A 14080-nucleotide genomic window follows, 5' to 3' on the forward strand; every position below is an offset into this window, starting at 1 on the left:
AAGCAGAAAAATATGGCCAATAATATCACATAAAAGGTTTGGTGCTGTATAAATGTTGTTGAAATTGCACTAGAGATATGAGGTAAACCTTTCTAGAAGAAGTGCATTGGTAAATACCAGTTTAGTTTATTTCACAGCTGGCGCTATATTCTTATTGATTACAAAACAAGTGATTTCTATGTTAGCATAGTTTAGAAAATTCCATTTATTTTAAAATCAAAGTGCTACCAAGATCCGTTTTTTGAGCGTTCTCTATTTTTATCTATAAATGTATCATTTTTTCTATGGAAAATTGAAGTGAAGGCACTACGTAAAATACATTATGGATATTTTTATGGAGATAAATTTATGAACTTGAAATATTTTATTACAGCTTTGGCTGCTTTTACTTCAATCTCTGTGGCTCATGGAGCTGGTCTTGTGACTTCTCAAAAGCTGGTACAGGGAATATCTTCCATTGTTTCTCCTAAGGCTTTTTTTGAGAGTGCACAGGTTAGCAGTTCCTTAGCTGAAACTTTTCAAATAAAATTTTCTTCTATTGATAATGAGCAATGGAAACCGGTTGTTAAGTTGGTACCTGTGTCGTCTTCAATTAGAAAAAGAAGAAGTTCAGGATATTGCCAGAAACGAACACGGCCGCAATTATTTTTAAAAAGTCCGATGAGTTTTTAGTAAGCAAAGAACTAATATCAAGAGATACAGTTTTACTCTTGATAATCGATGAGGTCTGGAGGAGGGGACCAGCTTAAAACTGTGAGAATAGAGTTTTTGGCTTGTTCGTATTCTGAAGTGTTTTTTCTTTTTTATCTCGGAAATTTTTATGTAGGAAGCAGCACAGTTTAGTTTGAAAGAGAGTACAAAATAGATGGAAGATCATTACGCGAGAGGAAAAAGATTTTCTAGAAGGTTGGAAGAAGCATAGAGTAAAGTGATAAGCCTGTATTTAAGAAAATAAGAAATGCGTAAAGAGTTTTATTTTAAAGAATAAAGAATCTGGAGTCACGAAGATGGGGGTGGTCTTGTTACAGTTTGTGTGATGTTGTTTATGCGAAGAAGCGGGATTTGTGTTTTTTTTATGAGTGTATCATTTTTGCTACAGATATCTGTTATTGGGGCTCTATATGAAATCGCGTGTTCAAATATTCAGCATGGAGAAAAATTATGAATATGAAATGGTTAATAACAGCTTCTGCTTTCGCTTTTGTTTCAGCTTCAGCAGCGCATGCAGCAGATGTTATTGTTCCTCACAATACTGCACCTGTTGCACCGGTTATTGTTGCCCCTACTTTTTCCTGGACAGGTTTATATATTGGTGGCCAAATTGGTGGTTTTTCGAGTAAGCCTAAAATGGATATTATTACTAAAGGAAAAAATGTTTCCTTTAATCAAGATCTTGTGCCAAAACCTTCTGGCTTTATGGGTGGTCTTTATGCAGGCTCTAATATTGATCTCAGCAATGGCCTCATTTTAGGTGTTGATACAGATATTATGTGGTCTGATAAAGATGATAGTAAGACAACGCCAACATATGACATTATTCCAGATCACTTGACATATATTAATAGTATCTTGAAAGAATCTGGTATTAAGATTGGTGATAAGGTGCTCAAAGCTGGTGATAAACGGACGCACAATTTCACTTTAAAACAAAAATGGGCTGGTGCTACGCGGGTACGGATTGGTTTTGCTGCTGAGCGCATCATGCCTTATATTGCTGGTGGTGTTGCTTATACGCAGCTTCAAGATATCAAATCGATATTAATAACAGAAAAAGACAAGGGTGGGGTATTAGCTTCTGGTAACATATCTGATGAAAAAAAGACGCTTGTTGGTTACACCCTTGGTGCTGGTATTGATTTGGCAATGACCAATAATGTTATTTTGCGTGCGGAATATCGTTACTCGGATTTTGGTAAAAAGAAATTCTCAAAAGATAAATATGAAACTTCTTACAAAACCAATGATTTCCGCGTCGGTGTAGCCTACAAATTTTAACATATTGTAGGCTTAAATTGCTAAATTTCTAAGAGGCTCTGTCTTTGATGGAGTCTCGAAGGAACTTCTATTTTTTATGGATGTGTCATTTTTACTACAGATTTTTTTTAAGCAGTCGTGTAGCATTGCATATAACAAATCAGTTAGGAGCAAAATTTATGAATATGAAATGTTTAATGACGACTTCTGTTATCGCTTTAACTTCAGCTTGTGCAGCACAGGCCGCGGATGTTATAGCTCCCTCTCATGAGGTAGCACCAGTTGTTTCTGCCCCAGAATTTTCTTGGACAGGTTTTTATCTTGGTGTTCAAGCTGGTGGTTTTTTTAGTAAGCCTGAAATGAATGTTTTGGAAAATAATAGTAATCTTTTTTCTAAAGATGCTACAGCTCAGCCCTCAGGTTTCATGGCTGGTATTTACGCAGGTTCCAATATAAACATTGGAAATGGTCTTATTTTAGGGATTGAAACGGATGCTAGTTGGGCTGATAAAGTTGATATAAGACTTGCCCCAGTGGTCAGTTTTGTTGAAAAAAAGTCTGATGCTACAGAACCAAGTGATCCAATAGTATATGAGAGTGGTTTAAAAGAAAAGTGGTCCGGTGCTACGCGGGTACGTCTTGGTTTTGAAACTTCTCACCACCACCTTCTTCCTTATATTTCTGGTGGTGTTTCTTATGCATCTTTGGAAGCTTTGTATGGAGTTGGTAAACCTCAAAATAAACCAGAGAATACTTCAGGGTACGCTCTTGCTGACGGCTTTGATGGTAAAAAGACGATGATTGGTTATACTCTTGGTGCGGGAGTTGACTTTGCAATGACTCATAATGTTGTTTTACGTGCAGAATATCGTTATGCAGATTTTGGTAAAAAGAAATTCGCAGATGATAAATACGAAGTTAACTACAAAACCAATGATTTCCGTGTTGGTGTAGCTTACAAATTCTAATTTAGTAGAAGACTAAATTTCTATAGAGGCTCTGTCAAAGACAGAGCCTCTATTTTTTTTGTAATTGTGTCATTTTTACTACAGATATTTTAAATGAGATGTCCTATATAAGCACCATTTTGGATATTTGGAGATAGTACATGAATACGAAACGTTTAATAACAGCATCTATTTTTGCTTTAGTTTCAGCTTCTGCAGTGCAAGCAGCAGATGTGGTGGTTTCTCATCAACCTGCACCAGCTCCAGCGCCAGCTGTTGTAGCTCCTACTTTTGCGTGGACGGGTTTTTATTTTGGTGGTCAAGTCGGTGGCTTTTCAAGTAAAATTGATATGAGTATTATTGGTAAAGACGAAACTATCCCACTGAGCAAAGATTTGTCACCCAAACTTTCAGGATTCGTAGGTGGTCTTTATGCAGGGTCTAATATTGATCTCGGTGATGGCTTCGTTTTAGGTGTTGATACAGATTTAATTTGGTCTAGAAAAAAGCACGCAAAAGCTATTGTTATAGATACACCTGATAATGCTTTAGTAGAAAATTTAGTAGCGAGATCTCGGAGATCAGCACCGGCAGCTCGACCAGCACCGGAAGTACGATCAGCACCGGAAGTAGCAAAACAAGTGCCACAAGTTAATGGTGGGGGTGTAGTTGGCGGTAATCATCACGGTGCACCGGGTGGTGTCCACGGTCATCCGAAGGGTGTGCCGAATATAGCTGGACGTGATGCGAAAGCTATGCAAGCTGCGGATGAAAAAGGCAACAGTGTATATAGTATAGAACAAGTCAGGAGTGTGATCTCTGATCTTGGTCTTGCTCAGGGAGTTGAAGTTGAAGCTTTAAGTCACACTTTAAAACAGAATTGGACTGGTGCTACACGGATGCGCATCGGTTTTGCTGCTGATCGCTTTATGCCTTATGTTGCTGGTGGTATAGCTTATGCGCAGCTCCAAGACACTGTATCAACATCATTTAAGCAAGAGAATGGAAGAGAAGCTGCTACTAAGAACTTAACCGATGAAACAAAAACGATGATTGGTTATACTCTTGGTGGTGGAATTGACTTTGCAATGCTAGATAACGTTATTGTGCGTGCGGAATATCGTTATGCAGATTTTGGTAAAAAGAAATTTGCAAAGGAAAAATTTGAAATTAGATACAAAACCAATGATTTCCGTGTTGGTGTAGCTTACAAATTCTAATTTGTTTTAAGAGTAAGCTGCTAAGAGGCTCCACTGGTAGTGGAGCCTTTATTTTTTGAGAAGATCATTTTTAAGTTTCCTTTCTTGATAGTTTCATGATAAAGCCCGTGAAACGTGATGGTATATCTTCTTGATCGCTGCTTAATACGGATGATTAGTCTGGCTTTCCCTATTCAAAAACAGAGTTGCAGGGTTCAGGGAAATTATGCAAAAATGAAATCGTAAAAGTGGACAGGAATATTTCACAATGACTGTGAAAAATGAAGCAATAGATTATTCGAAAACTCTTTATTTACCATACACAAATTTTCCTATGCGTGCAGGGCTACCACAAAAGGAGCTTGAATTGATGGCGCGGTGGGAGGATATTGGACTTTATGCTCAATTGCGTCAGCAGGCAAAAGACCGTCCACTTTACATTCTCCATGATGGTCCGCCTTATGCAAATGGCCATATTCATGTAGGGCATGCTTTGAACAAAGTATTAAAGGATGTGATTGTTCGTTCATTCCAAATGCGCGGTTTTAATGCAAATTATGTTCCTGGTTGGGATTGCCATGGACTTCCAATTGAATGGAAAATAGAAGAAAAATATCGTGCACAAGGAAAAAATAAGGATGATGTGCCTCTTAACGAATTTCGTCAAGAATGTCGTGAATTTGCACAGCATTGGATAATGGTTCAAAGTGAAGAATTTAAACGCCTTGGCGTTATTGGAGATTTTGACACTCCCTATACCACAATGGCTTTTCATACAGAGGCACGTATTGCCAGTGAATTGATGAAATTTGCTATGTCAGATCAGATTTATCGTGGTTCAAAGCCTGTGATGTGGTCTGTTGTGGAGCGTACCGCTTTGGCGGAGGCAGAGATTGAATATCATGATCATGAATCAGAGGTTGTTTGGGTTAAGTTTCCTGTTTTGGAAACAGATTCCAGAGATTTATATGGTGCTTATGTCGTGATTTGGACAACGACTCCGTGGACAATTCCTAGTAACCGTGCGGTTAGTTATTCTTTGCAGATTTCTTATGGTGTTTACGAAGTTGAAAGCGCGGAAAATGATTTTGGTCCTCAAGCTGGAGAAAAACTTCTCTTTGCTGATGCGTTAGCCATGGGTTGTGCAGAAAAAGCAAAACTTGTTTTGAAGCGTTTACGTGTTGTTTCTACTGACGAGCTTCAAACCCTTGTTCTTTCTCATCCACTCAAAGGTTTTGCTGGCGGTTATAATGATAAGATTGTGCTGCTTGATGGTTCGCATGTAACAGATAGTGCTGGTACAGGTTTTGTGCATACAGCGCCCAGCCATGGGCGTGAGGATTTTGAAATTTGGAATGCGCATAAGCCTTTATTAGAGCAGGCTGGTATTGATTCGTCTATACCATTTCCTGTTGATGATGCTGGTTTTTACACGAGGGATGTTCCTGGTTTTGGCCCAGATCGCAAAGGGGGAGCCGCACGCATTATTGATGATAATGGAAAAATGGGTAATGCCAATAAAGAGGTTATTAACGCTTTAATTAAGATGGATCGGTTGTTTGCACGCGGTCGTTTGAAGCATTCCTATCCTCACAGTTGGCGTTCAAAAAAGCCGGTTATTTTCCGTAATACACCACAATGGTTTATTTCAATGGATAAAGATCTTGGAGATGGTTCAACTTTACGCAGTCGTGCTTTGGAAGCTGTTGCGACGACACGTTTTGTTCCTTCTGCTGGTCAAAACCGTTTAGCTTCTATGATAGCAGATCGTCCTGATTGGGTTCTTTCTCGCCAGCGATCTTGGGGTGTTCCTATTTGTATTTTTGCGAATGAGGATGGTGTTGTTCTTAAAGATGAGTGCGTGAATGAGCGTATCTTGCAGGCTTTTAAAGAAGACGGGGCAGATGCATGGTTTGCAGAAGGAGCGCGTGAGCGTTTTTTAGGCGATCGTGCGCATGAGCCCTGGGTTCAGGTTTATGATATTCTTGATGTTTGGTTTGATTCTGGAGCGAGTCATAGTTTTGTATTAGAAGATCGGGCTGATTTGAAATGGCCTGCAGATGTTTATTTTGAAGGGTCTGATCAACATCGTGGGTGGTTTCAGTCTTCTCTTTTGGAAAGTTGTGGTACGCGTGCCTGTTCCCCTTATAAGGCTGTGATAACGCACGGTTTTACTTTGGATGAGAATGGCAAGAAAATGTCTAAATCCTTGGGAAATACGGTTGTACCGCAAGAGATCATTAAAACATCTGGTGCCGATATTTTTCGGCTTTGGGTTATGACAACTGATTATTGGGAAGATCAACGTTTAGGCAAAAAAATTCTTCAAACAAACGTAGACTCATATCGTAAACTACGAAATGCGATTCGTTGGATGCTTGGAACTTTGGCACATGATGAAGGAGAAAAAATACCTTATTGCGAACTACCGGATCTTGAAAAATTTATACTCCATCGGCTTTTTGAACTCGATCAATTGATTAACAGAGCCTATGATGAGTTTGATTTTAAAAAAATTATGCGTGCATTATTGGATTTTTCGATCATTGAATTATCAGCGTTTTATTTTGATATCCGCAAAGATTCTCTTTATTGTGATGCACCTTCATCACAAAAACGTAAAGCTTCTTTGCAGATTGTCCGTGAGATTTTTGAGCGAATGGTAACATGGCTTGCTCCAATGTTGCCTTTTACAATGGAAGAGGCTTGGCTGGAGTGTTATCCAAAAAGTTCTTCGGTGCATTTAGAGCAGTTTCGTCCTGCGCAAAGGGAATGGCAAAATGAATCCTTGGCTGAACGTTGGAAAAAAATTCGACAGGTTCGTAAAGTTGTGACGGGCGCTTTAGAGCTTGAACGGGCTGACAAGCGTATTGGATCGTCTTTAGAAGCAGCGCCTATTGTTTTTATTTCTAATCCAACTTTACTAGAGGCGTTAGAAAATTTGGATATGGCGGAAATTTGTATCACCAGTGCTCTAACAATTACTCAGGATATACCGCCTGCGGATGCTTTTTCACTGAGTGAGGTTGAAGGTGTTGGTGTGTATCCGGGGAAGGCATTAGGTACAAAATGTGCTCGATCATGGCGTTATACGCAGGATGTTGGGAGTGATCCAGCTTATCCTGATGTATCCGCTCGCGATGCGGCTGCTTTACGGGAATTGAAGATGCTCGGAAAGATCTAAAGGTTTTGGATCAGAGATGAAAAATGCAGGATTAAACAACGTTTTATCATTTGAATTCTATCATTGGTGAATAGATTTTTTGTGATGTTAAAGGATTTTACTTTTTTCTGCAGGGGGGATTTGTGTACGGAGTTGATTTCCAGTAAATTGGGGAAATATCAACCAGCTATATGCTTTAGGAAAATGGATAAGCAGTGAAAAAACGTGAAATAAAAATATTTTCAATAAGCATTTTAAGTATGTACTTTATTTTAACGGGATTTAATTTGCTTGCTCCTGCCTATGGTACAGATAAGGTAGCTTCGTTGTAATTTTTTGAAGATGTTGCTGATCTTATCTCGTTACCAGCGACAAAAATAAAGTCAGCTTGTTATGAAATCTTATCCAAAACTTGTGGTTCCGAAGCTCGACTCGAGCGTGTTTTACTGTCACACTCAAGCAAGGTGTAAAGCAAGATATAGCACCGGGTCGTTCTCTTGGTAGAATTAGAATTGTAGCACCAATGCAACGTTTTGGTGGTGGCTGAGCTTTTATTTTATCCAAAAAAGCATTATCAGTTAATGGGGATGTTAATATCTTTGATTTACAAAGTATTTTTTTGATTGAGTGCTAAGCAATGAAAGGAATATTGACGTCATCAGAGAGCACGAGTTGAAAGTGTGAATCTCGGTATCTCATGGAGCCGTCTTTAAGTTATCGTTAACTGGCAGAGGAGCTGCATCTGTTGGTCAAGAAGAGTAAAGGCAGAGTTTTAAAAGAGCGTGAGAGAGAAAGTGCTCTGAAAACGGTTTCTGGTAAAAAGAAGAGCTGTTAACTTTTTCAAAAAGTTCTAATATTGTTAAAAGATAGGTGTAGGTAAGGAGAGGAACTTTAGCATCGTTTTTGTGCAAAAAAATCTTTCAGCAATTGAGAAGCTTCTTTTTCCTTAAAACCAGAATAGATTTCAGGTCTGTGATGGCAGGTTGGCTGCTGATAGAAGCGTGTGCCGTGTTCAATGGCGCCTCCTTTGGAGTCGCTTGTTGCATAATAGAGGCGCCGTATACGTGCAAATGAAATGGCTGCGGCACACATAGCACAAGGTTCAAGTGTCACATACAGGTCGCATTCAGGAAGTCTTTCACTTTGGAATTTTTCGCAGGCCATACGGATTACGCGCATTTCTGCATGTCCTGTAGGGTCGTATGCGGTTTTTATGTAGTTGCCAGCGCGTGCAATGATCATTTTTCCGTGTGTGATAACGGCGCCTACAGGGACTTCATTTTTTTCGTTTGCCCATTGCGCTTCTAAGAGAGCTATTTCCATGGGAGTTAAAGTCATGGTATTCTTTTCCATTGAAGTGTAAGGAGTCAAAAGGCTTCTTTGTAGAGAGGAGAACTGTAAAAGGAATGAGCTATGATCCTTTTATAATGAAGGGGTATTATTTTTTTAAAATGTTTAAAGCGAACTTGCAAGTAAATCGATATATTGTCTCTGCTAAAGGATAGAAAATGATAAATGATTATGTTACTTCCCCTTTTCAGGATAAGCAATATAGTGTGGGTAGATGATTTTCCGAGTGTACTGAAAGAGGTTGGTGTGAAGAGCAAATGAGTGAAAACAGTGAGAGTGAGCGGATTGCTAAAAGGTTAGCGCGTGCTGGTGTCGCCTCGCGTCGTGATGCAGAAATGATGATTTTCGCGGGTCGTATCGTTGTTAATGGTAAAGTTGTGACGACGCCTGCTTTTAATGTTATCCGCTCTGATGTTATTAAAGTTGATGGCAAACCTTTGGCTCCTGTAGAACGAACACGGTTATGGCTTTACCACAAGTCGGCAGGGCTTGTCACCACTAACCGTGATCCTGAAGGTCGGCCAACAGTATTTGGCAATTTGCCGAAAGGAATGCCTCGTGTTCTTTCTGTGGGCAGGCTTGACATTAACACGGAAGGGCTTTTACTGTTAACCAATGATGGTGGTTTAGCACGTGTATTAGAGCTTCCTTTAACGGGATGGGTGCGCAAATATCGGGTTCGTGCTCATGGAAGAGTAAAACAGAGTGCGCTTGATAACCTTAAAAATGGCATCGCGATTGATGGTGTTTTCTATGGTTCGATCGAAGCATCGATTGAACGTGAACAGGGGGCAAATATATGGCTTTCTGTGGCTTTGCGTGAAGGAAAAAATCGTGAAATAAAAAATGTTCTGGGTGCATTAGGATTATCGGTTAATCGTTTAATTCGTGTATCTTATGGTCCATTTCAGTTATCTGACTTGGAAGAAGGAGCAGTTCGTGAGATAAAAGGTCGGATGTTACGCGAGCAGTTGGGTGAGCGTTTAATTATGCAAGCCAATGCAGATTTTGATGCTCCTATTCTTAAGCCATTTTCAAATTCTGCGGTTGTTGCAGAAAAACGAAGTAATAAAGATCTTTCTGTCACCAATGATAGCTGGATTTTTTTGAGTGGGAGAAATGTACAGCGCAGGCAGCGAGGCAGCTCTGCTAAGCACGATCAATTACGATTGGATACGAAATTTGATGAGAAATTTATGCGTAAGGATAAGAGTGAGGGTGGAAAAGTAGAGCGCTTTTTACCTCGTTCACGCCGTTCTAATGTTTGGATGGCTCCTGGTGCACGTCCACAGAGTACGCGTAAGAAGTCTTTCTACAGTGAGGATACTCCTCATGAGCATCAAAGCAATTTAGTCGGTAAAGGATCTTTCCGTACAGATAAGGAAAAGCCATCAGAAGTGCAGTTACGGAAAAAGAGGGGCGTTAGTTTTGGTCAAAAACGTAATAAAATATCTTATGGTGAAGCGCATGTTTCTAAAAAGAAAGATCGTTTTTTAAAGAAAGAAGGAAAGGCTATGAAAGGCGATCATGATGAGCATTCTTTTGATGATAAGCGAAGAGCAAAATCATTTAATGGTGCTGTGAAAAAATCTAAAGCGTATAGCGGTAGAAAAACATCGAAGCAATTTGGAGAGCCACGTGCGGGTCATCGGCGGTAAATTCGCTGGGCGTGTTTTGTTTGCGCCTGTGGGACAGTCGATTCGCCCAACGAGTGATCGTACGCGCGAAAGCCTTTTCAATATTCTTGCAAGCAGAGAAGAACAATTTTGGGCTAACAAACGTATACTTGATCTTTTTGCTGGTACGGGCGCTTTAGGTATTGAGGCGCTCTCACGTGGTGCAAAAAACGCTGTTTTTGTTGAAAATTCAGTTGAAGGGCGTGGATTGCTTCAAAAAAATATTGAAGTTTTTGAATTACAGTCAATTGGGCGGATTTTGCGTCGTGATGCAACTAAACTAGGAAATATTGGGACAATGCTTCCATTTGATGTTATTTGCGCTGATCCTCCCTATGGTCATTGTTTAGGTGAGCGTGCTTTTGTAGAGGCTCTGAGGGGAGGGTGGGCAAAAGCTGATACACTCTTTGTGCTCGAAGAAAAGAAAGATGCAATTATTGAATTACCCGATATATTTTATCTAGATGATGAACGTTTTTATGGTGAGACAGCAATACGTTTTTATAAACTGCGATCATAGTTTAATGTTTGGAAAAACTCTCATTTTTATTCGATAGGATGAGAAAAATTATTCTGTACACCTTTTTCTATTGCTTTTTATATGGAGTGATTACTTTATTAATTAACCGTAGTTTTTTAACCGATTAAAGCTGCGGAAAGCTTTTATATTACTATTTTTTATAACCAATATACAATTTCTTATCGGTACATATGCTTTTTTTTATTCATAATACATCTAAAGGTATATGGAATGGTTTAAATGATCTTCTAACGACCATCACAATAACTCAATTTCAAGAAACCAATATTGCGGGAATTATGGGGAAAAAATCACAAACAGTATGGTAGTACAGAAAGCATAACTGCCCTTTCAACTTTGCTACATATAACAAAATCTTGATAAAAATTATACCAAGATGTAGCCTTTAAATTCAACGGTTCAATAACCATCTATTTCTTTGGACAAAATATCTACGAAGCGCAAATATGAAAAAATACATAAAAAATAATTTTAAAATCAATAAATAAACCTACGATTTTCTACATCCTTGATATAATATTTGCACAAGTTTTATCAGCTTTGCTATCCTCTTTATTACGAAAGTTCTATTCGATTGATTGTCATGAGTGCTGGTACTAGCTATATAAATCATTTAGAGCGACATATCATGTTATTTTCGATTTTGCTTCATTTCATGCTATTCCTAATATGCGCATCATTTCTTCTGCGGATAATAAAAAAATGGAAGCTGGCAATTCTTTCCACTCTGAGCAATTAATCCTACACTTGCTTATATACGTGTAGGAAAGCGTGCAGTTACAAACATTCATAGTAAAGTTTTCTTTGTAAAAAAGGGAAAAGATATTCTCTTGCTTGCTACCGGAGGAACCGTCAAGATTTATCTTGATGCTGTTGAAGAACTCAAAAAATATAAAATTTTACCAAACGATTACAAGCGTGCTAATAATTTGGCCTTTAGACGATATATGTGTACTAGAACTATGTAAATCTCATAGATCTATTGTTATCTTTTAAGAGTATAGCATGAATGGGGGCTTGGAGATGCAATTGCTAGATTGCTTGTGGAGAACATAATATTGCATGCAAATTTGTATCATTAGGAATAGCAGATGAGCTAATTTATAGTGGAAGTCAATTGGGTGTCTTAGCAAATTATGCTATCAGTCGAGATGGTATAACGGAAGCTATGTTAGCAATGAAATAATATACAAAACATCTAACGGCATCTGAATGTGCTCCTCAATTAAAAGTGTATCATAATTCATTGAGGATTCTAAAAGAGAATAAAGTATATAGATGTATTAAATCGCGTTCTTCTTGCTTTTAATAGATGTGCTTCCCTTTTCCCAAAGAATAGGAGAAGAAGCAGTATATCTCCTCATGAATCAAGAATGTCTGCACTCACTAAATTCTCTCTTGTGATATCTTTAATTGCGCGTGCACCTGTCAATGTCATAGCCACCCGCATTTCATTAGCAAAAAGATCAAGGAGGTGAGCTACTCCTTTCTCACCCGCTGCTGCAAGCGCATAAACAAAAGCACGGCCAATCATAACAGCATTCGCACCTTGCGCTAACATGCGTACAACATCAAGACCAGAACGAACACCAGAATCCGCTAAAATAGTCAAATCACTTCCTACAGCCTCTGCAATCATTGGCAATGCCCGTGCAGTTGATAATACACCATCAAGCTGACGTCCGCCATGATTGGAAACAACAATACCATCAGCACCAAATTGTACTGCTTCTCGTGCATCCTCTGGATCAAGAATACCTTTCAGAATCATTTTTCCCTTCCAAAAATCTCGAATCCACTGCAGATCATGCCAACCAATTGATGGGTCAAAGTTTGCACCAAGCCAACCAACATAATCGTCCAGTCTAATCTTCTTTTGCAGATAGGTAGAAACATTCCCAAGATCATGTGGGCGCCCCATAACACCGACATTCCACGCCCAGTGTAGATGAGTAAAAGCTTGTAAAATACGGCGTAATCCAGCATAAGGTCCAGACATCCCCGAATGCGCATCACGATAACGTGCACCAGGAATCGGCATATCAACTGTAAAAACCAAGGTGCGCACACCAGCTAACCAAGACCGCTCTAATACATCACGCATGAACCCGCGATCTTTGAGAACATAAAGTTGAAACCAAAATGCACTTCCAACCTCTTTCTGTATTTCTGCAATGGGGCAGACTGAAACTGAGGATAATGTAAAAGGAATACCTTTTGCAATTGCTGCACGTGCAGCTTTTACCTCACCACGGCGCGTATACATGCCTGTTAATCCAACAGGCGCAAGTATAATTGGCAAATCAAATGTTTGGTCAAAAAGCTTGGTTGAAAGATCAACTTCACCAATCTGCTTCAGAATCCTTTGACGTAGTGCAAGTGCTTGAAGATCTGCACAATTACGTCGCATCGTTTCCTCAGTATAGGCTCCACCATCGATATAGTGAAAAAGGAAAGGAGGAAGTCGACGTTTTGCTGCTTTGCGGTAATCAAATGTTGAAGAAATAATCATAACGACACTATTCCTGAATAAAAAGCGAAAATGCTCTAAAACTAATAAGGATTAGCCCACACTCCTCCTTTAGACGTCTCCAAAAACACTCCATTCACTAGATGTAGGTAACAAAGATTGCAACTTAAAAAATTAATCAATGAACACAACATTTTTATTGCTTTTTTCCAGATTAAAAGTCTAATGGTGCTAAGCCTTAATCAATAACCTATAACTCACACGTTATTAATATGTATCCGAGAATCAAGACGTGATAGGCTCTTTATAATCAATGTCTTTCGAGAGATGTTTTTTAGCTATTTATTCTAATTTTAAAGCGATATCTCTCTTACAAACTATAAAGATATCTCACATTACAGTTCATAAAAGTCATATAGCTACATTATTGGGTATACATCACAAAAGTTCCTTAAAAAGATGAAAAAGATCGTTAATAAAACGGAACAAACCTGTCACGGGCATCCGGTAATTTCCCCTATCAGTATCCTAAACTTTGCAGGTTTTCCGCTAATAGAAATTTATAAAACCTGCATTTGTTGATTTATATAGAGCATTTTAAAGAATTTTAAATATAGGTACATATAAACAGAAAAATCTCACTTTTGGTTAAGTAATTATCTGGTCATACTGTAAATTGATTATATCCAGAGGGGGAATGATATAAACTTATCAAAATGATATTTGGATTAAAATTAGATACATTTAAAAAAATTATTGA

Annotated in this window: 9 protein-coding genes; 7 read left to right on the plus strand and 2 right to left on the minus strand. The window is 38.7% G+C overall.

Annotated elements, in window-relative coordinates:
• Window positions 1-348: 348 nt before the first annotated feature.
• The 5 genes from V3564_RS00755 (at window position 349) to ileS (ending at window position 7304) form a co-directional block, all read left to right on the plus strand.
• Window positions 349-672: a hypothetical protein gene (locus V3564_RS00755; protein ID WP_455480959.1), complete on the plus strand. Its 324-nt coding sequence runs from the start codon at window positions 349-351 to the stop codon at window positions 670-672.
• A gap of 489 nt (window positions 673-1161) precedes the next feature.
• On the plus strand, window positions 1162-1995 hold the full coding sequence (locus V3564_RS00760) for an outer membrane protein (RefSeq protein ID WP_455480960.1): 834 nt from the start codon (window positions 1162-1164) through the stop codon (window positions 1993-1995).
• A gap of 158 nt (window positions 1996-2153) precedes the next feature.
• The gene (locus tag V3564_RS00765; protein WP_455480961.1) at window positions 2154-2942 is read left to right on the plus strand and encodes an outer membrane protein; all 789 of its coding nucleotides are present in this window, start codon (window positions 2154-2156) and stop codon (window positions 2940-2942) included.
• A 140-nt stretch (window positions 2943-3082) separates the two neighbouring features.
• Window positions 3083-4141, plus strand: a complete 1059-nt coding sequence (locus V3564_RS00770; RefSeq protein ID WP_455480962.1) for an outer membrane protein — start codon at window positions 3083-3085, stop codon at window positions 4139-4141.
• 247 nt (window positions 4142-4388) lie between these two features.
• The gene (gene ileS / locus V3564_RS00775) at window positions 4389-7304 is read left to right on the plus strand and encodes an isoleucine--tRNA ligase (protein WP_455480963.1); all 2916 of its coding nucleotides are present in this window, start codon (window positions 4389-4391) and stop codon (window positions 7302-7304) included.
• Between the two features lie 870 nt (window positions 7305-8174).
• On the opposite strand, the gene V3564_RS00780 is transcribed toward ileS, so the two are convergent.
• The gene (locus tag V3564_RS00780) at window positions 8175-8621 is read right to left on the minus strand and encodes a nucleoside deaminase (protein ID WP_455480964.1); all 447 of its coding nucleotides are present in this window, start codon (window positions 8619-8621) and stop codon (window positions 8175-8177) included.
• Window positions 8622-8890: 269 nt separating this feature from the next.
• Between V3564_RS00780 and V3564_RS00785 the strand changes: the two genes are divergently transcribed.
• The gene (locus V3564_RS00785) at window positions 8891-10291 is read left to right on the plus strand and encodes a pseudouridine synthase (protein WP_455480965.1); all 1401 of its coding nucleotides are present in this window, start codon (window positions 8891-8893) and stop codon (window positions 10289-10291) included.
• Complete coding sequence (rsmD, locus tag V3564_RS00790; protein ID WP_455480966.1) at window positions 10272-10829, plus strand: 16S rRNA (guanine(966)-N(2))-methyltransferase RsmD; 558 nt, start codon at window positions 10272-10274, stop codon at window positions 10827-10829. Before V3564_RS00785 ends, rsmD begins: the two co-directional genes overlap by 20 nt.
• 1381 nt (window positions 10830-12210) lie before the next feature.
• On the opposite strand, the gene lldD is transcribed toward rsmD, so the two are convergent.
• Window positions 12211-13362 (minus strand): FMN-dependent L-lactate dehydrogenase LldD, encoded by a 1152-nt coding sequence (gene lldD / locus V3564_RS00795; protein ID WP_455480967.1) that lies wholly within the window; start codon window positions 13360-13362, stop codon window positions 12211-12213.
• Between the last annotated feature and the right edge of the window lie 718 nt (window positions 13363-14080).

The organism is Bartonella sp. B12(2025), from assembly GCF_053795135.1.

What these genes read in the sequence shown, in the direction of transcription:
- V3564_RS00755 (WP_455480959.1), top strand. Translation starts at nt 349, where the DNA reads ATGAACTTGAAATATTTTATTACAGCTTTGGCTGCTTTTACTTCAATC.
- V3564_RS00760 (WP_455480960.1), top strand. Translation starts at nt 1,162, where the DNA reads ATGAATATGAAATGGTTAATAACAGCTTCTGCTTTCGCTTTTGTTTCA.
- V3564_RS00765 (WP_455480961.1), top strand. Translation starts at nt 2,154, where the DNA reads ATGAATATGAAATGTTTAATGACGACTTCTGTTATCGCTTTAACTTCA.
- V3564_RS00770 (WP_455480962.1), top strand. Translation starts at nt 3,083, where the DNA reads ATGAATACGAAACGTTTAATAACAGCATCTATTTTTGCTTTAGTTTCA.
- ileS (WP_455480963.1), top strand. Translation starts at nt 4,389, where the DNA reads ATGACTGTGAAAAATGAAGCAATAGATTATTCGAAAACTCTTTATTTA.
- V3564_RS00780 (WP_455480964.1), bottom strand. Translation starts at nt 8,621, where the DNA reads ATGACTTTAACTCCCATGGAAATAGCTCTCTTAGAAGCGCAATGGGCA.
- V3564_RS00785 (WP_455480965.1), top strand. Translation starts at nt 8,891, where the DNA reads ATGAGTGAAAACAGTGAGAGTGAGCGGATTGCTAAAAGGTTAGCGCGT.
- lldD (WP_455480967.1), bottom strand. Translation starts at nt 13,362, where the DNA reads ATGATTATTTCTTCAACATTTGATTACCGCAAAGCAGCAAAACGTCGA.